General features: G+C 45.6%; 24 protein-coding genes and 3 tRNA genes. 12 read left to right on the top strand and 15 right to left on the bottom strand.

The genetic code is table 11. The features are described 5' to 3' along the window. Window positions 1–88: 88 nt before the first annotated feature. The 5 genes from NKU06_RS08495 to NKU06_RS08475 all read left to right on the top strand — a co-directional run bounded on the left by NKU06_RS08495 (window position 89) and on the right by NKU06_RS08475 (window position 1,990). A complete protein-coding gene (locus NKU06_RS08495) occupies window positions 89–994 on the top strand; it encodes a 1,4-dihydroxy-2-naphthoate polyprenyltransferase (RefSeq protein ID WP_254730008.1) in 906 nt (301 codons plus the stop codon). A gap of 164 nt (window positions 995–1,158) precedes the next feature. After that, window positions 1,159–1,234 (top strand) — tRNA-Lys (locus NKU06_RS08490). 20 nt (window positions 1,235–1,254) lie between these two features. Beyond that, window positions 1,255–1,330: transfer RNA gene (locus tag NKU06_RS08485), tRNA-Lys, on the top strand. Window positions 1,331–1,334: 4 nt separating this feature from the next. Beyond that, window positions 1,335–1,410: transfer RNA gene (locus NKU06_RS08480), tRNA-Asn, on the top strand. A gap of 274 nt (window positions 1,411–1,684) precedes the next feature. Continuing rightward, window positions 1,685–1,990 (top strand): CopG family transcriptional regulator, encoded by a 306-nt coding sequence (locus NKU06_RS08475; protein ID WP_253223287.1) that lies wholly within the window; start codon window positions 1,685–1,687, stop codon window positions 1,988–1,990. A gap of 109 nt (window positions 1,991–2,099) precedes the next feature. Here NKU06_RS08475 and sppA read toward each other — a convergent pair whose 3' ends face one another. The 11 genes from sppA to ccoN form a co-directional block, all read right to left on the bottom strand. Continuing rightward, entirely contained in the window at window positions 2,100–3,122 is a 1,023-nt protein-coding gene (gene sppA, locus NKU06_RS08470; protein ID WP_254730006.1) for a signal peptide peptidase SppA, read from the bottom strand. 94 nt (window positions 3,123–3,216) lie between these two features. Beyond that, window positions 3,217–5,790, bottom strand: coding sequence for a ComEC/Rec2 family competence protein (locus NKU06_RS08465; RefSeq protein WP_254730004.1), 2,574 nt, complete (start codon window positions 5,788–5,790; stop codon window positions 3,217–3,219). Between the two features lie 28 nt (window positions 5,791–5,818). After that, a complete protein-coding gene (ispD, locus tag NKU06_RS08460; RefSeq protein ID WP_254730002.1) occupies window positions 5,819–6,553 on the bottom strand; it encodes a 2-C-methyl-D-erythritol 4-phosphate cytidylyltransferase in 735 nt (244 codons plus the stop codon). A gap of 98 nt (window positions 6,554–6,651) precedes the next feature. After that, a complete protein-coding gene (locus tag NKU06_RS08455) occupies window positions 6,652–7,071 on the bottom strand; it encodes a septum formation initiator family protein (protein WP_253223283.1) in 420 nt (139 codons plus the stop codon). Window positions 7,072–7,074: 3 nt separating this feature from the next. Then, complete coding sequence (gene eno, locus NKU06_RS08450; protein ID WP_253223282.1) at window positions 7,075–8,388, bottom strand: phosphopyruvate hydratase; 1,314 nt, start codon at window positions 8,386–8,388, stop codon at window positions 7,075–7,077. Between the two features lie 65 nt (window positions 8,389–8,453). Beyond that, window positions 8,454–9,317 (bottom strand): 3-deoxy-8-phosphooctulonate synthase, encoded by an 864-nt coding sequence (gene kdsA / locus NKU06_RS08445; protein WP_253223281.1) that lies wholly within the window; start codon window positions 9,315–9,317, stop codon window positions 8,454–8,456. Between the two features lie 100 nt (window positions 9,318–9,417). After that, on the bottom strand, window positions 9,418–11,052 hold the full coding sequence (locus NKU06_RS08440; protein WP_253223280.1) for a CTP synthase: 1,635 nt from the start codon (window positions 11,050–11,052) through the stop codon (window positions 9,418–9,420). 244 nt (window positions 11,053–11,296) lie between these two features. Beyond that, window positions 11,297–12,376 (bottom strand): cytochrome-c oxidase, cbb3-type subunit III, encoded by a 1,080-nt coding sequence (gene ccoP / locus NKU06_RS08435; protein ID WP_254730000.1) that lies wholly within the window; start codon window positions 12,374–12,376, stop codon window positions 11,297–11,299. After that, window positions 12,373–12,549: a CcoQ/FixQ family Cbb3-type cytochrome c oxidase assembly chaperone gene (locus NKU06_RS08430; RefSeq protein ID WP_253223278.1), complete on the bottom strand. Its 177-nt coding sequence runs from the start codon at window positions 12,547–12,549 to the stop codon at window positions 12,373–12,375. Before NKU06_RS08430 ends, ccoP begins: the two co-directional genes overlap by 4 nt. After that, on the bottom strand, window positions 12,549–13,187 hold the full coding sequence (ccoO, locus tag NKU06_RS08425) for a cytochrome-c oxidase, cbb3-type subunit II (protein ID WP_253223277.1): 639 nt from the start codon (window positions 13,185–13,187) through the stop codon (window positions 12,549–12,551). Before ccoO ends, NKU06_RS08430 begins: the two co-directional genes overlap by 1 nt. A 10-nt stretch (window positions 13,188–13,197) precedes the next feature. After that, window positions 13,198–14,670, bottom strand: a complete 1,473-nt coding sequence (gene ccoN / locus NKU06_RS08420; protein ID WP_254729998.1) for a cytochrome-c oxidase, cbb3-type subunit I — start codon at window positions 14,668–14,670, stop codon at window positions 13,198–13,200. A 629-nt stretch (window positions 14,671–15,299) separates the two neighbouring features. Between ccoN and NKU06_RS08415 the strand changes: the two genes are divergently transcribed. From NKU06_RS08415 to NKU06_RS08405, 3 genes are all read left to right on the top strand, one after another. Further along, window positions 15,300–15,683 carry an SCP2 sterol-binding domain-containing protein gene (locus tag NKU06_RS08415; RefSeq protein ID WP_253223275.1) on the top strand — a complete coding sequence of 128 codons (384 nt, stop codon included), beginning with the start codon at window positions 15,300–15,302 and terminating at the stop codon, window positions 15,681–15,683. A gap of 297 nt (window positions 15,684–15,980) precedes the next feature. After that, window positions 15,981–17,420, top strand: coding sequence for a cytochrome c oxidase accessory protein CcoG (gene ccoG / locus NKU06_RS08410; RefSeq protein WP_253223274.1), 1,440 nt, complete (start codon window positions 15,981–15,983; stop codon window positions 17,418–17,420). A 71-nt stretch (window positions 17,421–17,491) separates the two neighbouring features. Further along, window positions 17,492–18,130 carry a FixH family protein gene (locus NKU06_RS08405; protein WP_254729996.1) on the top strand — a complete coding sequence of 213 codons (639 nt, stop codon included), beginning with the start codon at window positions 17,492–17,494 and terminating at the stop codon, window positions 18,128–18,130. 61 nt (window positions 18,131–18,191) lie between these two features. Here the strand turns inward: NKU06_RS08405 and NKU06_RS08400 are convergent. From NKU06_RS08400 to NKU06_RS08385, 4 genes are all read right to left on the bottom strand, one after another. Beyond that, window positions 18,192–19,645, bottom strand: a protein-coding gene (locus NKU06_RS08400) for an IS3 family transposase (RefSeq protein ID WP_254728775.1) whose coding sequence is annotated in 2 segments (ribosomal slippage) — window positions 18,192–19,135 and window positions 19,135–19,645 — 1,455 coding nt in all. Because the reading frame shifts where the segments join, the coding sequence is not laid out codon by codon here. Window positions 19,646–19,715: 70 nt separating this feature from the next. Then, entirely contained in the window at window positions 19,716–20,696 is a 981-nt protein-coding gene (locus NKU06_RS08395) for a LysR family transcriptional regulator (protein WP_254729994.1), read from the bottom strand. An 81-nt stretch (window positions 20,697–20,777) separates the two neighbouring features. Continuing rightward, the gene (locus tag NKU06_RS08390; protein WP_254729992.1) at window positions 20,778–21,206 is read right to left on the bottom strand and encodes a hypothetical protein; all 429 of its coding nucleotides are present in this window, start codon (window positions 21,204–21,206) and stop codon (window positions 20,778–20,780) included. A gap of 81 nt (window positions 21,207–21,287) precedes the next feature. After that, complete coding sequence (locus NKU06_RS08385; protein ID WP_254729990.1) at window positions 21,288–21,782, bottom strand: L,D-transpeptidase; 495 nt, start codon at window positions 21,780–21,782, stop codon at window positions 21,288–21,290. Window positions 21,783–22,025: 243 nt separating this feature from the next. Between NKU06_RS08385 and argG the strand changes: the two genes are divergently transcribed. The 4 genes from argG to NKU06_RS08365 all read left to right on the top strand — a co-directional run bounded on the left by argG (window position 22,026) and on the right by NKU06_RS08365 (window position 25,914). After that, window positions 22,026–23,369, top strand: a complete 1,344-nt coding sequence (gene argG / locus NKU06_RS08380; RefSeq protein WP_078253426.1) for an argininosuccinate synthase — start codon at window positions 22,026–22,028, stop codon at window positions 23,367–23,369. Window positions 23,370–23,648: 279 nt separating this feature from the next. Continuing rightward, window positions 23,649–24,710 (top strand): dihydroorotase, encoded by a 1,062-nt coding sequence (gene pyrC, locus NKU06_RS08375; RefSeq protein ID WP_254729988.1) that lies wholly within the window; start codon window positions 23,649–23,651, stop codon window positions 24,708–24,710. Further along, window positions 24,710–25,390, top strand: coding sequence for a ribonuclease T (gene rnt, locus NKU06_RS08370; RefSeq protein WP_254729986.1), 681 nt, complete (start codon window positions 24,710–24,712; stop codon window positions 25,388–25,390). Before pyrC ends, rnt begins: the two co-directional genes overlap by 1 nt. Before the next feature lie 35 nt (window positions 25,391–25,425). Further along, complete coding sequence (locus NKU06_RS08365) at window positions 25,426–25,914, top strand: YajQ family cyclic di-GMP-binding protein (RefSeq protein ID WP_254729984.1); 489 nt, start codon at window positions 25,426–25,428, stop codon at window positions 25,912–25,914. Window positions 25,915–26,151: the final 237 nt, after the last annotated feature.

Below are 26,151 nucleotides of genomic sequence, written 5' to 3'. Positions count from 1 at the left end.
ACAGCTATCATCGGTTTTTTATTGCAATCTTAAATATCGCTTTATACAATACAAGCATCATTCAAATCATCATTACAAACCAAAACCCATGCCGAATCCTTGGATCATCACCGCTCGCCCAAAGACTTTGCCCGTCGCTGCTTCCAGTATCATCACGGGCAGTGCGCTGGCATTTTGGCAAGACGCATTTGAGCCAACCATTGCATTATTATGCTTAGTCACGACGCTCCTTTTGCAGATTTTATCAAACTTTGCCAATGATTATGGCGATCACCAAAAAGGCAGTGACACCGCCGAGCGCATCGGACCTGTGCGCGCCATTCAGACAGGCAGCATTGACAGTCATGCCTTGCGCCGAGCACTGATGGTGGTGATTGCGCTGTGTATCATCTCTGGCAGTACTTTACTGTTGGTGGCGGTACAAAGCATGGTGGATTTGTTGATATTTTTAACCCTAGGCTTGTGTGCCATCATTGCAGCGATCGCCTATACTATGGGCGCACGACCCTATGGCTATCGCGGACTTGGCGATGTGTCGGTGCTGATATTTTTTGGTATATTGGGCGTTGGTGGCAGTTTTTATTTACAGACACATATCATCACACCGCTGATTTTTCTGCCTGCCATTGCCACAGGATTGCTGGCTGCTGCTGTGTTAAATATCAATAACTTACGCGATATTGAGCAAGACTATCAAGCAGGCAAACTCACCCTTGCTGTCAAGCTTGGCGCGCATAATGCACGCCATTATCACGCACTGCTACTCATCTTGTCGCTCTGCCTAGATGTTGCCTTTGTATTGATAACAGACGGCTCGCTGTGGCGATGGCTATTTGTGCTTAGCATTCCGCTACTTTATTGCCATCTGCGTGCTGTGTATCACTGCCAAAGCCCGCTTGAATTGCGCCCACTACTTGCACAAATGGCGATTTTGACGCTTATTTTTAATGGCTTGTTCAGCTTGGGTTTGATCTTGGATAAAATTTTTGGCTAAAATCTGACTATCAAAACCCTTGCCGTATAAGGCTTTGGCAGATCATTTTGATAAAATCGCAAATTTTTTGAATTTTTTGCAAAATAATGCTTGCAATCATAAAAATTATGCGTATAATATGCACCACATTAGCGATACGGAGTACCGTATCCGACTAGATAAATGGGTCGTTAGCTCAGTTGGTAGAGCAGTTGACTTTTAATCAATTGGTCGCAGGTTCGAATCCTGCACGACCCACCATTTATCCTAGTATCGCTAACGGGTCGTTAGCTCAGTTGGTAGAGCAGTTGACTTTTAATCAATTGGTCGCAGGTTCGAATCCTGCACGACCCACCATCATTCCCCAATAGCTCAGTCGGTAGAGCATCGGACTGTTAATCCGTGTGTCCCTGGTTCGAGCCCAGGTTGGGGAGCCATATTCGAGAAGCCCTTGGTGATTGCCAAGGGTTTTTTCTTATGTGAGATTTACAAGATAGCGATTAATTATGATCACAAGTATGCAGATTATACATGCATAGTCAAACAAATTTAAAAATAAAGCAAGGAAAACGAGCGAAGTTGCACAAGTAGCACTACGAGTGAGTTTGACGCAGTATTATTTTAAAGTTGGCAGACTATCAGTTTGACAAGTATCTTCATCATGTTATAATCATCAACAATCAATTCCAAGACATCATCAAGGGACGACCCATGCTACCCCCACATATCAAAAATCGCTATTCTGATCATCCGCAGGTCATCATGCGCCCTGTGCATCTGCGCCTGTCTGAAGAGATCATCAAGCATCTAGAAGAGACCGCCAGTGTGCATGGTTTTAACCGTATTCAAGGCTTGATTCGTCTGTATATCCGCCAAGGACTTGACCGCGATAACAGCAACTACAGCCTTGCCAATGATGTGCTGTTCATCGAAAAGCTGCGCAAAAAAGGCGTCAGCCAAAAAATCATCGATGAAGCACTGAACGATGTCAATGGCAAATGCGATTTGGAAAAGTGATTGAAAAGCAATTTAGAATATTGATTAATATTCCACCAAATTTAGCCCATAAAAAAATCTGCGTATTATAAATAAGCGGATTTTTTTATGATTGGGCTTTTTACAAAACTTACTTCAGCTCAGCGCTCGGCTCGCCAAAGCTGAGTTTTACACCTTCACCTAGCCCTTTGCCAATTTGTACCCCGAAGCGATCAAAAAACTTATTCATCGGATCGATGTAGGTATAATCAACCGTGTCAAGCTCAAGCTGTTTTTTCAATTGGCTAATGCCGCCAGTTTTATCAGCCAGTCCCAATTTCACCGCTTCATTACCATTCCAAAATAACCCTGTAAATAGCTGATTTTGTTCAGGATTTTTAAGTTTATTACCACGACCTTGTTTAACAGCATTGATGAAGTTTTGGTGCGTGTCGTCCAGCAGTTTTTGGACATGGGCTTGTTCTGTCGCAGTCATCTCGCGGCTCATACTCAAGATATCCTTGTACTCGCCTGCAGTCATGGTGCGATCTTGTACGCCCACTTTACGCATCAGCTCTTCGACATTGTAGCCTGACATGATCACGCCGATTGAGCCGACCAAGCTTGATGGATTAACCCAAATCTCATCGGCAGCCGACGCGATATAATATGCACCCGACGCGCCGACATCGCCGATAATGGCATAGAGTTTTTTGTCTGGATTTTCTTTGCGCAGATCCATCACCATTTGCCAAATCTCATCTGACTGCACTGGTGAACCACCTGGTGAATTGATGTTCAGCACCACGGCTTTGGCTTGGCTATTGTCAAACGCATCTTGCAAGGCGTCATTGATATTCGCTGCATTGGTATCGCTATCACTGCTGATCGCACCTGTGACATCGATCATGGCAATGTGTGGCTCGCCAACGCCCACACGCTCAAGCGATGTCGATGATGCGCTGCAACCATAGCCAAGCGCAATGATGACAAACAGCAAATACACAAAGGTCAATAGCTTAAAGAAAATACCCCAACGGCGGCTGGATTTTTGCTCTTCGATACTGGCAAGCAAGGTCTTTTCAAGCAGTCGCCATTCTTGCCCTGTGCTTGGCGGTGTCAGCTCGCCTTTTGGCAGATTGTCAGATTTATTTGGATTTGGTGGCCATGCCATAATGTTTATCCCAATGAAAATTCATGCTACATTCTACCGCAAAATGCGCTCAAACGGTAGAAAAAGATATACTGAAAAATCCATACAACATCAATTACGGCGATAACTGCATCTGCTGTGCTTGCTTGTCTTGCAAAGCATCAGGCATGGTCTCGGTCGCATTCAGTAGTAATCGTGGGCGAGTGCTTTTTGTCAAATCCAAATAAAGATCTGTTACACACATCATCTGCCACAGCTGCCAAAGTATCGGTGCTTGACTGGTCGCGGTGATCAGCTGCACCCCTTGCTTATACTGCATCGGCGTATTATCAGGCGCATCATCGTAACGATCAAGCTCATCGACGGCAATCATACCATCTTGAGCACGAGTATCGGTCAGCTCAAACGGTAGCTTACTGTCAATCTCAAGCTCACAATGCCACACACGCTGATCGTCAATCTGCCGCCACCCTGTCAGGGTGCGGATCGCAAGATGATCACTTTGCCAGTTCAGCCCTGCAACGCAAGTGTCGTGATGTAGATGCGGCAGTGGCTCGTGCTGCCCTGCTTGCCAATACCGCCCCACTGCCACGCGCTCATTGATGGCGGCGACAGCAGGGACGAACAATGCACTTGGACTTTGGACGATGATACCATCAAGCCCACCTTGTGCCACACCTTGAGCAAATAGCTGATCAATCAGTCGCTGTATCTGCACATCACTAAGCTTATTCGCCTCTTGGTCAGATAAAATCAGCCATCGTGAAAGCTTGCCATCAGCATACGATTGCAGCAGCCATTGCGTGGTTTTTGGTGCGCCATCAAGGATGATGAGTTCTGTTTTTGGCGTAATGCGTCCGATACTCACCAAAATCAACGCCGTCATGATAATCACAAGCAGCGATCGCGGCACTACATTGGGCAGCAGCCAAATTACAACCGCCATCACGCACAGCACAAAGCCCGCCATACCAAACGGTGCATACAGCCACGCACTGACACCACCCCACTGATCCACCAAAGCCACTTCAAGCAGCTGATGCAAAAACCACAAAATCTGCGATGACACCGCCCATAACAGATCTGCTGCCCAAGGCATGATGGCAAATAACACCCCTGCAAGCAAATTAATCGGCACAATCACCATGCCAAATAAGCCGATAGCAAATAAATTCACCACCAAGCCCCATAGCGACACCTTGCCAAACAGCAGCAAGCTGATCGGCAGCATACTGATAAATAGCCATGCTTGCAGCTTTGCCAATTGCACAAATCTCCGCCACCATGACTGCGTGCGCAAGCTGCCGCCATCACTCTGTGTCTCATCAAGCCCATAACGCGCAAGGATAATCACTGCCACGAACGACAGCCAAAACCCTGCTTGCCACAATACAAAAGGATCTAGCCAAATCATCACCAGCGCCGTAATCACCACCGCTGACACCACCCCAATCGGCAATGCCAAATAGCGCACCAGCCATACGACGACAAGCATATACACCGTACGCACCGCAGGCACTTCAAAGCCTGTAAAAACAGCATAAATCAACCCTGCTGAGACCATCACCGCCATCTTGATCTGCCATCTGGGCACACGCTGATAGATGCGCAGTGCAGCACGATCAAGCACGCCAACCACCATCGCCGACAGTAGCACCGCTAAGAACAGCACATGCGCACCTGAAATAGCAAGCAGGTGCGAAATCCCTGCCAGTTGATACAGCTGCTTGGTCGGATTATCAATCAGCGCGCGATCACCAGTAAGCAGGCTTAAAGTCACGGCGCGTGCCTGTGCTTGATCCGTGCTGTATGCTTGCCAATCTTGATAAAAATGCGCACGCAATCGCGCTCGATATTGCTCAAGCGTAAGACGAAACTTGGCAAAGATACCGTTTGGTAAATCCTGAACAGGCTCACCCACCGCCAAAATCTGCGCATTGGCATGGATATGGCGTGTCGTCAGCCACTCTGCAACATCAAATCCATTGGCGCTGCTTTTGGTATCGATCGGCGTGATCAGCAAAGTCATCGGCACACGATCGCCGACAGTTATTTTGCCTAAAGCGGATAAATCACTTTTGGCAAATGCTGGATTGGCATGTAGCATGACAGTTATGTCATTTAGTGCATCGACATCATCGCTGTGCGTATCGGTATCCGTGTGCAGATTGACATCATCACCACCAAATGGATTATGCACCGTCAGCAATCGCCCGCTACTGGTGGCATCATCCAGCTTGACATCATCAATGCGCGCCACTTGGCGAAAACTGCGCTCAAGCACAGGATCGTACACGCCATCACTCAGCTGCTCTATATGTACTGCGGCAGTGATGATATGGCGCGATTGGGGCAGCTTGGCTTGATAAGCATCAAACACAATCATCGTCCGAAAAGCAAACAGCACAATGATGGCGATCATCAGCCCAGTTTTAGCAAGCTTAAATAAATGCTTCTGCCCGATTTTTAGATAAAAAGATTTGGATAAATCTGATGAGAAATAAGAAGGGTTGAAATTTGAAAGTTTAACAAAAATAAATAGCAGCAATAATAATATTAGCGTAAGCCCCAAAGTGCCACTGCCTGTGCCAAGCTGCGATACCAAATCAGCATCGAGCATAAAGCCATCCATCACGCCAAGCACCGTCAAGGATACCAGCGTAATCAGTACAAACAGCCAGACACTCATGCCAATTTATCCCGCACTCAAGCCATCATTAGCCGTGCTGCGCTTGATGTGCCAAAATCATCGTCAATAGCGGCAAATCATCAGGATAAGTCAGCTTGATATTCATCTTTGATGCTGGGATAATTTTCACCATTTTACCAAGAGATTCATAAGCACTGGCTTCATCAGTAATGACAAGCTTGTGCGTCGCTACATGATCAAGCACCGAAATCAACCCACCTAAGTGAAACACCTGCGGCGTCAGTGCTTGCCACAGCCCATCACGGCTGACGGTTTCAAGGATTTTGCCATCATGTGCGCGCTTTAGCGTATCGACCACAGGACTTGCCAAGATCAACGCATCGGCCGCATCCTGCCCTTGATCGATCTGCTCAATCGCATCAATCAATCGCGATAAATCCGCCATCGGTAAGCACGGACGCGCCGCATCATGAATCAGCACCCATGCATTATCAGCCACGCCACGCGCCTTTAGAGACATTAGCCCTGCCTGCACCGACTGCCAGCGCTCATCACCGCCTAGCGTGCGATAAATCGGCTTATTGCAGCGATCAGCGATTTGCCGCACCGCTTGATCTGCATACACATCATCTGCCGCCAGTACAAAGGTTAAATCACTAATGCGCGGTTCATTGACTGCAAGCGCACTATGCACCAACACAGGTAGATCATTGATCTGTAGGTACTGCTTTGGGCGATCAGCACCAAAGCGCGCGCCCTTGCCAGCGGCAACCATCAAGGCATGGATAGTTGGGGTGTTCATGGTGAATTACTCATAATAAAAATCGCCAAACGAAAGTTGACGATTTTTGGGAAATTTGGTCGGTGTAAAAGCTTATCAAAGCTCACACCATCCACGCATTAAGGGGCGACAGCTTCAGGCACAGCATCGACCGCTTCCACCTGATCTTCAGCACTCGGCGCTACCTGCCGACTGTAGGTAATCGGCGCATTCGACAGCTGCATGAACACTTCACCTTGCTTGATCAAACCAAGCTCAAGGCGCGCATGCTCTTCAATTGCCGACAGCCCTGATTTCAGATCTTGTACATCAGCCACTAGGATACTGTTTGTGTACATCTGCTCTTCGATCAGTCGCTGACGATCCTTAAGATCAAGCTCAAGCTTTTGCAAATTGACATGACCATATTCGCCATACCAATATTGATACTGTAGCATCGCAAGCACCACAGACGCAAAGACAATAGCGATTAGATAGCCGATGTTATTGCCAATGCGTCGCTTAGGTGCATAAGTCAAACTCTGTGTACTCTTTGCCATCTCTTAGCCGCGCAGACCGATAAACTCTTCGCGACCGCGGTAAGCAGCGCTCACTTGCTCTTCGATACGAAGCAGTTGGTTGTACTTGGCGACACGGTCAGAACGGCATAGCGAGCCTGTCTTGATTTGACCTGCTGCTGTACCCACTGCCAAATCAGCGATGGTTGAGTCTTCAGTTTCGCCTGAGCGATGGCTGATGACGGTCGCATAGCCGTTTTGCTTAGCCAGATAAATCGCATCTAGGGTTTCTGATAGCGTACCGATTTGGTTGAATTTGATCAAAATCGCGTTGGCGATGTTTTTATCGATACCTTCTTGTAGGATTTTTGGATTGGTAACAAATAGGTCATCACCAACCAACTGAACTTTTTTGCCCAGTTGCTGAGTCAAATATGCCCAACCTTCCCAGTCGCTTTCATCCAAGCCGTCTTCAATTGAGATGATTGGGTATTGGTTGCACAGACCAGTCAAATAGTCGCTAAAACCTTGGCTGTCAAAGGCTTTGTTGCCTTCGCCTGCTAGGATATATTGACCATTTTTATAAAACTCAGACGATGCACAGTCTAGTGCTAGGAAGATATCTTGACCTGCTTTATAGCCCGCTTTATCAATCGCTTGCATGATCACAGTGATCGCTTCTTCGTTTGAGCGCAAGTTTGGTGCAAAACCACCTTCATCACCAACCGCAGTGTTCAGACCTTGTGCTTTTAGCACTGATTTTAGGCTGTGGAAAATCTCAGTACCTGCGCGCAATGCTTCAGAAAATGAGCTAAAACCAACTGGCTCAATCATAAACTCTTGGATATCAACAGTATTATCCGCGTGCGCACCGCCATTTAGGATGTTCATCATCGGTACTGGCATGGTCAATGCAGTCTGACCGCGCAGATTGGCGATGTATTGATGTAGCGGCAAGTTTTGAGCCAGTGCAGCAGCTTTTGCCGCAGCCAGCGACACAGCAAGCATGGCATTCGCACCCATATTGCCTTTATTCTCAGTGCCATCAAGCTCGATTAGGATATTATCAATACCTTGTTGATCTGTGACATCTTTATCTAATAGCGCACTGCGGATTTGGCTATTGGCATTGGCGACAGCTTTTTTGACACCCTTGCCCAGATAACGGCTTTCGCCATCGCGCAGCTCTAGGGCTTCTCGCGAACCTGTTGATGCACCACTTGGCGCAGCGGCACGACCACAGATGCCATTGGCAAGAATCACATCCGCTTCGATGGTTGGGTTACCACGAGAATCTAGGATTTCGCGCGCGCGAATGTCTTTGATTTCAATTTGGTTTTTGGTCTCTTCAGCGTACATAGTCACTCCTTTAATCAGTTATCAATCGCCAGTTGGCATAAAAATTAGTACAATTAAATATTTGCTTATTTGGTGTCAAGCACCGCAAAGCCCTTGACCAAGTCATCAAGCTGCTTGATCTGTGTCAAGAATGGCTCAAGTTGGCTTAGTCGCAGCGCACTTGGACCGTCGCACTTGGCAAGATCAGGATCTGGATGCGCTTCTAAGAACAGCCCTGCTAATCCTGTTGCCATACCTGCACGCGCCAAAGTGGTGATTTGGCTTCGACGACCGCCTGCACTGTCCGCGCGACCGCCCGGCTCTTGTAGTGCGTGCGTGACATCAAAGAATACAGGCACATTCATTGCTTTCATGGTGTCAAAGCCAAGCATATCAACGATCAGGTTGTTATAACCGAACGCAGAACCACGCTCACATAGAATGATTTGATCATTGCCTGCTTCTAAGCATTTATTGATGATATGACGCATCTCATGTGGTGCTAGAAACTGGGCTTTTTTGACATTGATCACCTTACCTGTACGCGCAATGGCACTGACCAGATCAGTTTGGCGCGACAAGAACGCAGGCAGTTGCAGCACATCAGCGACTTTCGCCACTGGTGCAGCTTGGTATGGCTCGTGCACATCAGTGATGATTGGCACATTATAAGCTTCTTTGATGTCATTAAGCCATGTCAAACCCGTCTCTAGACTTGGGCCACGGAATGAATGCAGGCTTGAGCGGTTGGCTTTATCAAAGCTTGCCTTAAAGACATAGCCAATGCCTAGTCGTGTACAAATGTCGATGTACTGTTCAGCGATTTCGAATGCCAATTCACGGCTTTCTAGCACATTCATGCCGCCAAACAGAACAAATGGCTTGTCGTTGGCGATCTCGATGCCGCTGACAGTAACCGTAGATTGAGCAACGGTAAGTGGCTGTGTCATAATGATTACCTTTATTTGCTACCTTAGTAGGTGGATTATAGCATTAAATTGGCTCAAAAGGATAAAAGCACACCAAAACTTGTTTGGTGCGCTTATGTATTTAGGCAGATTTCACATCAATTGCCGCTTTGATGAAGCTATTAAACAATGGATGACCGCCGCGCGGTGAGCTTGTGAACTCTGGATGATACTGTACCGCCACGAACCATGGGTGGCTGTCAATCTCGACCGCTTCAACCAAATGCTGCTTGGCTGAGTAGCCTGAAATTTTCATACCTGCCGCTTCTAGTGGCTCGATATAGCGATTGTTCATCTCATAGCGATGGCGATGGCGTTCGGTGATGTTGATCGCGCCATAGATTTTGGCAAGTTTTGAACCTGCGACCAATTCCGCTTCCTGCGCGCCCAGACGCATCGTGCCACCAAGATCAGAATCATCTGAGCGGATTTGTAGCTCGCCTTTTTCATCGAACCATTCGGTGATCAAACCGATGATTGGATTGGCAGTTTTGCGATCAAATTCGGTTGAGTTAGCTTCTAAACCCAAGACATTACGCGCGTATTCAATCACCGCAAGCTGCATACCTAGGCAGATGCCCAAAAATGGCTTACCGTTTTTACGAGCGTATTCGATGGCTTTCATCTTGCCCAAAGTACCACGCTCACCAAAGCCACCTGGTACCAAGATTGCATCCGCTTTTTCGATCTCAGCCATGGCTGATGTGTCAGTCTCTAGCGTCTCAGCACTGACATAATGAATGCGTACTTTGGTCTTATTATGAATGCCTGCGTGCAGCAAGGCTTCATTGACTGATTTATAAGCATCAGGCAGTTCGACATATTTACCCACCATCGCAACAACGATTTCACCTTGCGAGTTGAACAAATCGCTCACCACTTGATCCCAATCAGACAAATCTGCTTCAGGAGCTGTGATACCAAAACGCTCACAGATCAAATCATCCAAATCTTGCTCATAGAAACGGCGTGGGATTTGGTAAATTGATTTGGCATCTTCGCACAAGATCACGCCACGCGTCTCAACATTGGTAAATAGTGCGATTTTTTGGCGATTGTCTTCTGAGATTGGCTGTTCAGAACGGCAAATCAGCACATCAGGCTGAAGACCAATAGAACGCAACTCTTTGACAGAATGCTGTGTTGGCTTAGTCTTAGACTCGCCTGCTGACGCGATGTACGGTACAAGCGTTAGGTGCATTAATAGTGAATTATTGCGACCCAATTCCACTTGCATTTGGCGCACGGCTTCCATGAATGGCAAGCTTTCGATATCGCCCACTGTGCCACCGATCTCAATGATGGCGATGTCATAGCCTTCACCACTGGCACGGATTTTGTGCTTGATTTCATCGGTGATATGCGGAATGACTTGCACTGTACCGCCCAAATAATCGCCGCGGCGTTCTTTGGCAAGGACGGTTTGATAAATGCGACCGCTGGTGAAGTTATTTGCCTTAGTCATTTTTGAGCGGCGTAAGAAGCGCTCATAATAACCTAGGTCAAGGTCGGTCTCAGCGCCGTCTTCGGTGACAAAGACTTCACCGTGCTGGAACGGGCTCATTGTGCCTGGGTCAACATTAATATAAGGATCCATTTTGGTCATGGTGACTTTCAGGCCACGCGCTTCCAAAACAGCAGCTAATGAAGCAGCAGCAATGCCTTTGCCAAGTGATGACACGACACCGCCGGTAACAAAGATAAATTTAGTCGTCATAGTAATGCATCGGTTACTGGTAAATGTGAATTTTACTAAAATTTACGCAAAAAATATAGGGGGTGAATCATTTTTTTGTAAATATGGTCATAGAAAAACAAAACAAGACTGGGCACTAACCCTACGATAGTACATATAGTACAGCAAGACGCGTGGGCGCTGTATTATTTTGATTTTTATAGTCCATAAAAAAGAGCTGCAGTCATCGCAGCTCTTTTTGGCAGTACAGCATTGACTATGTCAATTACTGTGCTTGGTTTTGTGACAATGAACGCACATAAGCAGCCAACAGCATCACACGCTCGTTACCAAGCTTGCTGTGCCACTCTGGCATCACACCACGACGACCGTAACGGATCGAAGTTTGGATGGTATCGCGATCACCGCCAAATAGCCAAATGTCATCAGTTAGGTTCGGTGAACCAACAGCGATTTGACCTTTAGCATCTGGGCCGTGACATACTGCACAAGTCGTTTCAAAGATAGCTTTACCTTGAGTGACTTTAGCAGCGTCTAGCTCATAGCCATTTTGGTTACCAGAAATGCTCAGTACATACTCAGCAACCGCTTTTACGCCTGCTTCACCGATGACTTTTTGCTGATTTGGCATACCAGCAGTTTCTGCCAAGTTACGACCGTTGTGGATGGTCAATAGGATTTGATCCGTATTACCACCATGCAGCCAATCGTTGTCGGTTAGGTTTGGATAACCTGCCGCGCCTTCAGCATTCGAGCCGTGGCACAGTGCGCAGTTTTGTAGGAATAGACGGTTACCGATTTTTTGAGCTTCTGGATCGGCAGCTAGCTTCTCTACATACGGTGCAAGCAATGTGATTTGGTCATTGATTTGCTTTTGTAGATCTGCATTTTCTTCACCTGGTTTTTGCTGAGCTTGCAGATCATTCAATTTTGCCAAAATCGCAGTGGCTTCTGATGCGCCTGCATTGGCTAGGATGTTTTGTTCAAAGTTTTCGATGAAGACTTTGTTGTTTGCTTGTAGCTGGCTGTTTAGCTCATTGGCAGAAGTCCAGTGAACTGGCTGACCATCCACTTCAACAGTGGTCACGCCTTTCCAAGCATTTGGCATGATCGCTGGGAATAGTACGAAATAGCCCAAGCCCCAGATCAAAGTACCAAAGAAAATTACCAACCACCATTTTGGCAGTGGCTTATCATATTCACGAATACCATCATATTCATGACCTGTTGTGCCGTCTTCTTCAAGTGCTGGTTTAGATTTTAGCGTCCAGACCAAAACACCGAAGATAAATAGCCAACAGCCTAGCGATAGGATGGTAATCCAAGAACCCCAAAAAAAGCTCATTGTGTATCCTTAGTGCGTTGTTGTGATGATGAACTTTCAAGATCATCTAACGCAAGTTGTGCATCTTCTTCAAAGCGTTTTTTATTTTTTGGTGAATATGCCCACCACGCGATGCCGATGAATGCAATGAATGCACTCACCGTCGCAATACTATGCAAAACGCCCAAATCCATTAGCGCTGACCTTTCATGGCGATACCTAGCTGTTGTAGGTATGCTACCACCGCGTCAAGCTCTGTTGCGCCCAGTACTTGGTCTGGTGCTGCTTCGATATCAGCATCTGTATAAGGCACACCGAAACGCTCTTTAAATAGACGCATTTTTTCTTGTACCTTTTGACCATCAACTTCATTCTTGGCTAGCCAAGGATAAGATGGCATAACAGACTCTGGCACGACAGAACGCGGATTGATCAAATGGTCAATGTGCCATTGGTCAGAATAACGACCACCCACACGAGCTAGGTCAGGACCAGTACGCTTAGAACCCCATAGGAATGGGTGATCCCATGCTGATTCTGCTGCACGGCTGTATGGTCCATAACGCTCAACTTCTGCACGCAGTGGACGCACCATTTGGGTGTGACATACATGGCAACCTTCGCGGATATAGATGTCACGACCTTCTAGCTCTAGTGCTGTCCATGGGCGCATATTTGGCAATGGTTTGTTCACGCCGCCATCTTCTGGTGCATTGCGGTCAAAAATCAAAGGAACGATCTCAACCAAGGTCGCAAAGCTGATGGCGATCACGATAAAGGTAACGAGTAAACCTGTGTTTTTCTCAAATACTTCATGAGTTAATTTAGACATTGCTTACCCCTTATGCTTGTACAGTCGCAGCTTCGTCAGCTGACTTTGGCTGTGCCACTGGTTCAACGACGCTTGGCATCTTGATGGTACGATAGCAGTTATACGCCATCACAACCATACCAGCAACATACAAAGCACCACCCAAAGCACGCACCACATATGGCCAGTGTGATACCACAACTGTTTGGATGAAGTCATATGCCAAAGTACCATCTGGGTTGGTCGCACGCCACATCATACCTTGGGTAATACCCGAGATCCATAGCGCAACGATATATAGCACTGTACCTGTGGTTGCAAGCCAAAAGTGTAGTGTGATTAGGTCGGTTGAGTACATTTTTGCTTTGTTATAAATACGCGGCAACAGCACATAAATCGAACCGATTGTTACCATACCTACCCAGCCTAGTGCACCTGAGTGTACATGGCCAACTGTCCAGTCAGTGTTATGGCTGATAGCGTTCACCGCTTTAATCGATAGCATCGGACCTTCGAAGGTACTCATCGCATAGAATGATAGTGCAACGATCAAGAAACGGATGATAGGGTCAGTACGCAATTTATCCCAGCTGCCTGATAGGGTTAGAACACCGTTAATCATACCACCCCAAGATGGTGCAAATAGGATCAACGAGAACACCATACCCAAAGACTGAGTCCAGTCAGGCAATGCTGAATAATGTAGATGGTGACCACCTGCCCACATATAAGAAGCAATCAATGCCCAGAAGTGTACGATCGATAGACGATATGAATACACTGGGCGACCGACTTGCACAGGAATGAAGTAGTACATCATACCCAAGAATGCAGCAGTTAGGTAGAAACCAACAGCATTATGACCATACCACCATTGAACCATAGCATCAGTCGCACCGCCAAATAGCGAATAAGACTTCAACGCACCTACTGGAACCGAAAAGCTATTGACGATATGCAGTAGCGCAATGGTAATAATGAACGCAGCAAAGAACCAGTTTGCTACATAGATGTGTGAAGTTTGGCGTTTGATAATCGTACCGAAGAATACGATGGCATAAGCAACCCACACCAAGGCAATGGCGATATCAATCGGCCATTCAAGTTCAGCATACTCTTTAGCTGATGTATAACCAAGCGGCAAAGTAATCACTGCAGCGACAATAATCGCCTGCCAACCCCAGAATGTAAACCACGCCAAATACGGGGCAAATAGTCTGGTTTTACAAGTACGCTGGACGATATAGTAAGATGTTGCAAAAAGTGCCGATCCCCCAAACGCAAAAATCACCGCATTGGTATGTAGCGGTCTTAAGCGTCCAAAAGATAGCCATGATGTATCAAAGTTCAAAACTGGCCATGCCAACTGCGATGCAATAAAAACACCGACAGCCATGCCAATGATGCCCCAAACCACCGCCATGATGGTAAAAAATCGCACGATGGTGATTTCATACTCATGATCAACGGATAGCGGAGCCACTGCTGATTTGTATAGACTCATTGGATATTTTCCTGTGCAGCCCGATTTATTTAGCTTGAGTGACTTTTGGTGGGTAAATTTTACCCAAACCTTCACTTGCTTTCATTTGTGTGTCTATTGTAACGCAAAGTTTGGCAAATATCATCCTTGCAAGCGTGCAAAATACAAAAAATTCCCCAATTTTTTTAAGGAATGTCCAAAAACACCGACAACGGTCATCAAATCCGATGTCAAACGGCGATACAAACGGCGAAATTTGCGACTAATGATGCGATTTTGACAAACTTTTGCGTACTATTGTTGGCAGTGTTTGCCAACTTTTGCTCATACCCATACTAATAATAAGGTATTATTAGCGGTTTATCACCTTTTATTATACAACACAAATGTAATTTTTGGGTATATTTTGTAAAAATATTGAAATTTTTTGGCAATAATCGCTGAAATTCTCGCCAATTTTATCGAAATTCCTAATAATTTCAACCAGTTATCATTGTTACTGGCTGCTGTTTTACTTATTGTTTTGCCAAACTTTGTCTATTCTTACACGGTTTTTGGTGTTTTTTCACAAATAGACAGCAAAGTTTTACGCATTTGTACGCTTTTTGCCTTATAATAAACCAATGATTTTTTTATAAGGATGGATCACAATGGCAAAATTTCTTTCACAAGCTTGGTTTGATGAAGTCGCGGCACTAAACGCACAAGCTGGCGATTTAAACCTTGCGCCAAATCTTGACAGTGTACTATTAAACGCCATCATCACAGGCGATGATGCTGCCGAGCTACACCTAAAAAATGGTAAAATCGCACAAGGCTTGGTGGACAATGCCAACAGCACTGTGACTGTCGATCGCGAAACTTTGGTTCAAATCATCTCAACAGGCGATGTCAATATTGCCATCGAAGCCTTTATGCTTGGCAAAATCCGTGTCGATGGTGACATGACCCAAGTAATGGCATTACAATCTGCCAAGCCAAGCCAAGAACAAAAAGCATTATTCAAGCAGATCCTTGCGATTACTGAATTTTAATCATTCTATAAGTGATAAATGCAGCACAAGGGGCGAGATTTCGTCCCTTTTTTGTGGGTTAATTTTGGTAAAATTCACAATAAATAAGCAACATTTTCAATTTCCCATACAAAAACCCTACAAAAAATGGTAATATAAGCACCGTTAATCTTATGAAAATTCATCATAAGTTTTTACCATTTTCGATTAATTTCGCTTAAGCCATGTGGATGATGTGAATGCGTCATTGTTTTTGTTAAATTAACCAAAATTTCGCATTTTAGCACGCATCAACCATAGCCAGCCAAGGTGACGACAATGTCCGAACAAGAAAAACCAAAGAAAAAGCCCCGCCCCGCTCCCGAAAAAATCATTCCAACATCCAAAGACATGGACGCGACCAAGGTGCGCGTGCATCCGCGATTTGTCAAAGGTAAATATCAAAACATTCGCCTAGTGAGCATGTATGCCATTTTGATTGGCTTTTTGATTTTGCCGTGGATTCGCTGGAATGGGCGACAGGCGATTTTGTTTGATGTGATTGAGCCGAAGTTTTATATCTTTGGCGCAACTTTCATGCCACAAGATTTTTATTTCTTTGCCTTTGTCTTTATCATCGCGGCGATGCTGCTATTTATGGTGACAGTCTATGCTGGCCGCGTGTGGTGCGGTTATGCCTGCCCACAGACCATTTATGTGCATCTGTATCAGCATATTGAGAAGTGGATCTTGGGCGAGCGTAATAAGCGCATGAAGTTCGACCGTGAGCCGATGAGTGCATCTAAGGCAATGAAGCTTGTGCTGATTCACTCGATATGGGGTATGATCTCTGCGGTGACAGCATTGACCTTTATGGCGTTCATCGTTGGCACCGATACGCTGATTTTTAATGGCAATCCGCTGTTCTTTATGGAATGGGGTAAGATGAGTTGGATTTTCTTCATTCTCATCACCCTAGTCACGCAGATCAACGGCGGCTATATGCGCGAGCATATGTGCGTGTATATTTGCCCTTATGGTCGTTTCCAATCGGTGATGTTCGATAAAGACACCTTGATCGTCTCTTATGACTATGAACGCGGCGAGCCACGCGGTGCACGCAAAAAAGGCGCAGAACACGAAGGCTATGGCGACTGCGTGGACTGCACCATGTGTGTGCAAGTCTGTCCGACAGGTATCGATATTCGTGATGGCCTGCAAGTTGAATGCATCCAATGCGCGGCGTGTATCGATGCGTGTAATGAGATCATGGACAAGGTCGGCTATCCGCGCGGCTTGATTCGCTATACTACCGAGCGTCAATTGGTCGAGAAACAAAAAACCAAAATCATCGGCTGGCGTATCTTCGCTTATATCGCGGTGCTTGGCGCCTGTATCACAGCAGCGACCCTAGTGGCTGTAGGTCGCGCACCGCTTGAGATGGAAATCCGTCACAACCGTCAGCAGCTATCAACCATCGATCGTGATGGCATGGTGAAAAATAGCTATGTGCTAAAAATCGTCAATAAAACAGACGAACGCCATGTCTATCGCGTGCACCTAGAAAATCCCGGCGAGATGAAACTACAGTCACGCTTTGAAAAATTGCCATTGAACGCCAATGAGCCATACGATCTGCCTGTGAACATCATCGCGCCTGCAGCCAGCCTAAGCCAAGAAAGCACGCCGATCACCATCACCGTATATAGCGAAGATGGCCAATACAGCGCATCTGCACAAGATACCTTTATCTACCAAACTTCAAAAGATAAAAAATAACTTGCTGCAGCCCTGCCATTCAAGCCCTGTTGTGTTACAATAGGGCTTGATTTTTGTTCTTTGGAAAGTTTATGCCTACCCGTGAAACCAACAATTCAGCCAATGTCTGGTACAAAAACTACATGGTACTGGTCTTCGTCATCGGTCTGCCTGCACTGGTGGTGATTGTATGTTTATTCTTTATTTTTTATTCAATAAAAATTCAAGACAGCACCGTACGCGATGATTGGTATATGGATGGCAAAACCCTGTACCAAGACGCTTCACGCGATAAGATGAGCCATGATCTAGGCATCACTGGCATCATGCGCCTGTCATCAGATGGTGATGATACGCAAGTGCGCTTTGAGCTGAATTATCCTAGCGACAGTTTATCATCGGGTAAATTTCACGATGGCACGCCACTGACCTATCCAAGAAGCCTAGCTGTGCGCATCTCTCATGCGACAGATAATGATAAAGATCGCGATTTTACCATCACGCACAGCACAGACAATGTCTATACTGGAAAAGTGACACTCGATCCAACACCTGCCAAATATTATGTGCAAATCAGTAACGATGGCGCACACAATTGGCGATTGGTACAGCATGAAAAATTCCCCGTACAAAACATCGCCTTTCGTCCGCTATCAAGCTTCGATAAAGATGGCAGCACCCTGCCTGATCAGCGAGATAAGCGCGCGCATTTGGAAAATAAAGCTCAGTAAAACAAAAAAGATTGTGGGTCAAATGAACCGACCCCCAATTCTTAGACACTAAGATTAACGGTTAAGGTTTCATCAAGGACTGAGTTCTGTATTGTACAGGACTCAGTCCTTTTAATTTGCTCTTTATTCTATCATGGTTGTAGTAGTGAATGTACTCATCAATCACTTTTCTAAGCTCATCTGGTGAAGTGAATTTAGTTTTCTCATAAAATATCTCTTCTTTTAATGTCCCAAAGAAACTCTCTATCACTGCATTATCCAAGCAGTTACCTTTTCTTGACATACTTTGGATAATGTCATTGTCTTTTAAGGTTTGTTGGTAATTGCTCATTTGATAATGCCAGCCTTGGTCAGAATGCAAGATGGGTTTGTCATCACCAGTTAGCGTTGTTATGGCTTTGTGTAGCATGTCTTGCACTAACTCATAAGTCGGTCTGTCTTTGATACTGTAGCTAATGATCTCACCATTATACAAATCAATGATGGGTGATAAATACAGCTTTTGCTCTTTGATACCGCCATCATAAGTTTTGCTTTGTATTTTAAACTCAGTGACATCTGTTGCCCATTTATGATTGGGCTTGTCTGCTTTAAAATCACGGTTTAAGACATTGGTAGCGATTTTGCCTACTCGTCCACGGTAAGTGCTGTGTTTGCTTCGCTTACGACGAATTACTGCTTTAAGCCCAAGCTCGTGCATTAGCCGTTGCACTTTTTTATGATTGATAACAAAGCCTAACTGCTTTAGTGCTAGGGTAATACGCCGATAGCCATATCTGCCTTTGTGAGCGTGGTAGATGTTTTGGATTTTATCTTTGATAACAGTGTCTTGCTCAGGTCTGCTTAATTGTTTTAGATGATAGTAAAAAGTACTTCTTGGTAAGTGTGACACGTTAAGCAAATCATCAATCAGATAGGTTTGCCTTAATTCTTGCACAATCATCACTTTTTCTTGGGTGATGATGCGTTGTGTTTTTGACGAATTAAGGCATCGAGCTTTTTTAGATAAGCATTCTCAGCTTCTAGATATTGAATGCGTCTGAGTAACTCGGCGTGTTCATTGGTTAGTGTTTTATCTGTCCTGTCCACCTTGGCTGTTTTAGCTACTTTGCTTGTTTTCGTTGCTTTGGCTACTTTATCTGATTTATTGGTTGATTTGCTCATAGGTCTTCTGCCTTTAGGTTTGGGAGTAAGTCCCATGATACCATGAGTTTGATAAGCTTTTAACCATTGAAAGAGCACACTTGGGCTACTGATGTTTAATTCAGTGGCAACTGTTGGCATAGATTTGCCAGAGAGTAATTGTAATACTGCTGTGTGTTTAAATGCTGGTGAATAACTGGCTTTGCTTGTTCTTGGGCGAATGCCATCAATCCCATGAGTTTGGTAGAGTCTCACCCAGTTTTGGATGATAGAGCTTTCTATGCCAAAAAATTTGGCTGTCTGATTGTAACTATGTCCTGTTAAATAATGTTGAATGACGGACAGTTTAAAGTCCATTGTGTATTTGGTCATAAAAACACCCCAAAGGCTGTCTAACTTTTGGGGTGCGGTTCAGTCAAATCACAATCTTTTTTTATTCGGTTTAATTTTTATTTGCACTTTTCACCGCTTGCTCTTCTTCGGCGATGACTTGACGCGCGACATGCAAAATCAGCTGCCGCAACCAGCGATGTGCAGGATGATGCTGTAATAGTGGTGACCACGCCATCGTCAGCTCAAATTCGGGAATAAAAAACGGCGGTTCTTTGACAACAATTTGTGAATTATTATCCGCCTGTAGTTTTGCCACACGAGTGGGTAGTGTCGCAATCAAATCCTTATTTGCCGCAAGCATCGCAGGCATCTGATAATGACGGGTAAAGACGCTGATTTGGCGTTTTTGACCAAGTCGTTGTAGCGCTTGGTCGATAGAGCCAAGGCCGCCTGATTTTTCGGGATTGACCCCAAAGCCGACACCCATCCCCGTCTTTGATACCCAGACGTGCTGCGCTTTTAGGTAGTTTTTTAGATTAAAGCGATTGACATACGGACTTTCGGCGGACAACAGACAGCTGAATGTATCACGCCACACCAAGACCTGATGGAAACTTTGGGGGATTTCATTAAAGCGGTTAATCGCCAAATCCACCCGCCCTTGTTCCATATCTCGATATGACACATCTGACGGTGTCAAAAAGTCCAAAATGACATTTGGCGCTTCTGAACGCAATGCCTTGACCAGCCTAGGCACAAGTGTCGCTTCGGCATAGTCACTGGTCATGATACGAAACACGCGCGATGTGCTATACGGACGAAACTCAGTGCGCGGCTCAAGCAAAGTGGTGATGTCTGACAGCACTTCACGGATACGCGGCTGTAGCTCAAACGCACGCTCGGTTGGCGTCATACCTTCAGACGAACGCACCAATAACGGATCATTGAACAGCGAACGCAGACGGCGCAAAATATTACTCATCGCAGGCTGAGTGATGCCAAGCTGTTCAGCTGCGCGCGTGACATTTTTCTCGCGCAATAGCACATCCAAATAAAACAGCAAATTCAGATCGACTTTTTGAAGATTCATGACATTACCTTTTTTTATTATTTTAAGATAATTACTTTGCAATAATTAACTTAAAATAATCAATTTCTAACCACTCTAAACTCATTGCACATTTGGCAGACCAATCTGATGCACTTGGCTTTTTGTGACGCCTAATACGCCATTAATCTTCTTATACGATGAAATGGTCGGCTCAATACTGTGATACATTGGCTGAATGGCAATGCCGCTTATGTTTTTGTACTCGTATAGCAGCGTATCGCCACGGCGTTTCACAAGCTCAAGCACCGCATCTTTTGCCGATGGTTCAAATAAAATGATCAAGCTGCCCGCTGTGGCATTTTGTGCCACTTGTGGTGCGTATTCAAGTGCATCTGCCGATGGCTTAGAATGCTTGGGCGCGGTCGTCGGCACGGCGGTGGTTACGCCATCTTTTTTGGTGATTTTTAGACCATTGTGATTAACGCCATTAGTGGATTGGCACGCGGTTAAGATACTCATCGTTGCCAAAATCAGTGCAAATTTTTTCATCCTCTCACCTTTTGTTTTAAAGCCATTTTATCAAAGCCTTCACTATCAAAGCGACTGCTTTGCAAACTGATCAACTTATACCTATTTAATCACAACTTCACAGCCAATATCAACTTGATTATACAGTTTTTCTAAATCATCAAGTCGCATCCGCACACAGCCGTGCGAGCGTGGCACGCCCATCGGCTCGCTATCAGGCGTACCGTGGATATAGATGTAGCGAGATTTGGTATCGACGCAGATACCATCGGCATCACAGCCTTTATTGATGCCATCTTCACAGCCATCGAGCCACAGTATCCGACCCAAAATCCAATCTCGCTCAGGATACTCACAGGCAAGCTTATCATCATACAGCTCACCGGTGAATTGACGCGCGACAAAGACAGCGTTATTTGGCAAGTCATCACCGAATTTTTCGCTAATCTTATGCTTGCCAAGCGGTGTACAGCCCGTGCCTTCGGCTTGTCCTGTGCCATTTTTGGCGGTTGAGACCAAAAAACTTCGCAGCACTTGACCGTCTTGGATTAGGCTTAGGGTCTGCGTCTGAGTATCGATATGTAGCTGTGTCGTCATGGTATTTTCCATGCTTGGCACGGTATTCAGCCGATGCATGAATGCCCTACCAAGAAATAATCATCATTTCTAAAATTGATAGTATAACAAAGCTTTGAGCCTTTTGGGTATAAATATCAAAGTTCACTGACAAAATTTATCATTTTTTTAAGAAATTTTCTGCAAAAGCCCCCACAACAACCGCCAAAATGTTATAATCAGCCATGACCTTATTTCTTTTTGTGATAAATCAAGGATTATGCAATGAGTAATGCAACCATTTTACAGCACCTGCCTGTCGGCAAAAAAGTCGGTATCGCTTTTTCGGGCGGTCTGGACACTTCTGCTGCCCTACTTTGGATGAAACAAAAAGGCGCTGAGCCTTATGCTTATACCGCCAATCTAGGCCAGCCTGATGAAGATGATTATAACGCCATCCCTGCCAAAGCTGAGCAATACGGCGCAGTCAAGGCACGCCTAGTCGATTGCCGCCTACAGCTCGCCCAAGAAGGTATCGCAGCCATTCAGTGCGGTGCATTTCATGTTACCACAGGCGGTATGCCGTACTTTAATACCACGCCACTTGGCCGTGCGGTGACAGGTACGATGCTCGTGTCAGCCATGCGTGAAGATGATGTCAATATCTGGGGTGATGGCTCAACTTATAAGGGCAATGACATTGAGCGTTTTTATCGCTATGGCCTGCTTGCCAATCCTGAACTAAAAATCTACAAGCCATGGCTTGACCAAACTTTCATCGATGAGCTTGGCGGTCGTGCCGAGATGAGCCAATTCTTGATTGATAATGGCTATGACTACAAGATGAGTAAAGAAAAGGCCTACTCAACTGACTCAAATATGCTTGGCGCAACACACGAAGCCAAAGACCTTGAGTATCTCGATGCCAGCCACAAGATTGTCGAGCCAATCATGGGCGTACGCTACTGGGATGAGACTGTCGAAATCAAACCTGAAACCGTCAGCGTCACATTCGAAGAAGGTGTGCCTGTCGCCATCAATGGTGAGAAATTTGACAGCCTAGTTGATTTGATTCTAAAAGCCAACGAAATCGGCGGTCGCCACGGTCTAGGCATGACTGACCAAATCGAAAACCGCATCATCGAAGCCAAATCTCGTGGTATCTATGAAGCCCCAGGCATGGCACTACTGCACATTACCTATGAGCGTCTGGTGACCGGCATCCACAACGAAGACACCATCGAGCAGTACCGTATCAACGGTCTGCGTCTCGGTCGCCTACTGTATCAAGGTCGCTGGTTCGACTCACAAGCCCTAATGCTGCGTGAAACAGCACAGCGCTGGGTCGCTAAGGCAATCACAGGCACAGTTACCCTTGAGCTACGCCGTGGTAATGACTACAGCATCCTAAATACCGAGTCACCAAACCTAACCTACGAAGCTGATCGCCTATCGATGGAAAAAGTCGAAGATGCGGCATTTACCCCGCTTGATCGTATCGGACAGCTGACCATGCGTAACCTTGACATTGCTGACACCCGCCAAAAACTGGGTCTGTATGTCCAATCAGGTCTGCTTGGTCTAGGCGGTGGCAATGCTGTGCCACAGCTTGAGAATAAAGGCAAATAAGCCAGTTTCTTTAAAACCATCAAATTCCCAATCGTACTGACGGTTGGGAATTTTTTTGCTTTTTTGCCGACTATCAAATGCTTTTTTAGACACTTTTTTAGACATACAGTATCAATTTGGTTTTTTCTGCCCTGCTTGAGAAATTTATCCTGCAAACAGCTTGACAAAACCGCCCCATGCTAGAATAATGGCAAGATATTGATTTTAGCCATTTCATTGAGAAATATTGTATAATTTATCAATCACTACTCAATAGACATACAGCCAAGTGAGCCGATTATGACCACTACTCTTACTCTCATTCAGCCTGATGACTGGCACATCCATCTGCGTGATGGCGATGCCCTAGCGACGACTGTGCCACACGCCGCAGGTAGCTTTAACCGTGTGATTTGTATGCCAAATTTGGTGCCACCTGTCAAAACCACAGAACAAGCCATCGCTTATCGTGAGCGTATCTTGGATGCACTGATGGCAAGCAATTTGGCGCAAGCACGCAAAGATGCCTTTGACCCACGCATGGTGCTGTATCTGACTGACCACACCACGAGCGATGACATCCGTGCAGCGGTCGCATCAGGTGTCGTGTCAGCGGTCAAACTATACCCAGCAGGCGCAACCACCAATTCAGCCGATGGCGTCACCGATATCAAAGGTCGCTACAGTGTCTTTGAGACCATGCAAGAGATTGGCTTGCCACTACTGGTACATGGCGAAGTGACGCACAGCGATATTGACATCTTTGACCGTGAAAAGCGATTCTTGGATGATGTATTAAGCGATATCATCAGCCACTTCCCATCGCTCAAAGTCGTCTGTGAGCATATCACGACAAGCGACGCAGCGGATTTTGTCCTAGCGCAAGCTGACAATGTCGCTGCTACCATCACGCCGCAGCATTTATTGTTCAATCGCAATCATCTACTGGTCGGTGGTGTCAAACCGCATTATTATTGCTTACCAATCCTAAAACGCCAAAGCCATCAACAGCGTCTATTACAAGTCGCCACCAGTGGCAATCCGAAGTTTTTCTTGGGTACGGACTCTGCACCGCACGCCACCCATACCAAAGAATCCGCCTGTGGCTGTGCCGGCTGTTATAGTGCCGTGCACGCTCTACCGCTGTATGCCGCTGCCTTTGAACAGATGAATGCACTGGATAAGCTTGAAAACTTCGCATCAGTCTTTGGTGCGAACTTCTACGGCTTACCTATCAATACCAGCACCATCACGCTTATCAAACAATCCCAAACCGTCCCATCGCATTATGACTATTTGGGTGACAAGACCTTGACGCCACTACTGGCAGGTACGGAAATTGACTGGCAAGTGGTGAGCTGATGAGTGATGCTGTAACACCAACGATTGCCAATCGTTTTCGTGGATTTTTGCCTGTGGTGGTCGATGTTGAGACCGCAGGGTTTAATGCCGCCACCGATGCACTGCTTGAGATTGCTTGCGTGCCAATTTTGATGGATGAGCATGGCAAGCTATACCAAGGAGAAGCGCTCAATGCACATATTGAGCCTTTTGCAGGGGCAAATCTTGAACCTGCTGCGCTCAAATTCACCGGCATCAATCCTGATAGCCCATTTCGCAAAGCTATCAGTGAAGACGAGAAACTCGCCTTGCGTCGTATTTTTAAGCAACTAAAAGCACTCAAAAAAGAACATGGCTGTCGTCAGTGCATCCTTGTTGGGCATAATGCACATTTTGATTTGGGATTTTTGAATGCGGCAATCGCCCGCACCAATAGCAAAAATCACTCGCCTTTTCATGCCTTTAGCGTGCTAGATACCGCAAGCTTTGCCGCCCTTGCCTATGGACATACGGTGCTGGCTCGCACTTGCATCATGGCAGGGATTGAGTTTGATAATTCACACGCCCACTCTGCCTTATACGACACCCAAAAAACTGCCGAACTGTTTTGCCATATCGTCAATCACACACCGCTACTATCACCAGTCGCTTGTGATGATGCATCAACCGATGATGCTGATGGTAATGGTGTAGAGTGTTGATTTTAAAGAGTTAATGAATAAATTGGAGTAAAAATATGCCATCTTTTGATATCGTTTCTGAATTAAATGTTCAAGAAGTCCGCAACGCCATCGGCAATGCTGATAAAGAAATCGCCACTCGCTTTGACTTTAAGGGCAGCGACATCAGCATCGAGATGAACGAAAAAGCCAAAACTATCACCATCACCACGGATAATGAGCTACAAGCGGACAACGTCTATGCCATCTTGGAAAAACAGCTGATCAAACGCGGTGTGGACCTACAGTCGCTTGACCCACAAGACAAAGCCCAATCAGGCAAGCACACCAAACAAGTCATCAACCTAAAAGACGGTCTGGATGCCGACAGCGCCAAAAAAATCGCCAAAGCACTCAAAGAGTCTGATCTGAAAGTCGCCACCAGCATCCAAGGCGATAAAGTGCGCGTGACCGACAAGAAAAAGGACAATCTACAAGCAGCGATGGCATTTTTAAAAGAAAAATCGTTTGGTGTACCGCTACAATTTAACAATTTTAAAGATTAATTAGCATTACACGACTACAAACCGTTCATTTTAGGCTTAGGCTTCACCCAGCCAAAGGATGAACGGTTTTTTATTGGCTGTAAATTGAGTAAATAAATTTGGTGACGAGAAATCTTCACTTGGTAGAGTGGATAAATTACATAATAAAATATCGATAAATCAATGACTTATAAAAATATTCTGAATTTTTGCGAAATTTTTAGAAAAAATACTTGACCACCATCAAAACTGTGCTAT

Source organism: Moraxella sp. FZLJ2109 (assembly GCF_024296965.1).
In the GTDB taxonomy this organism is placed as follows: domain Bacteria; phylum Pseudomonadota; class Gammaproteobacteria; order Pseudomonadales; family Moraxellaceae; genus Moraxella.
This window is presented reverse-complemented; position numbering and strand designations above follow the sequence as displayed.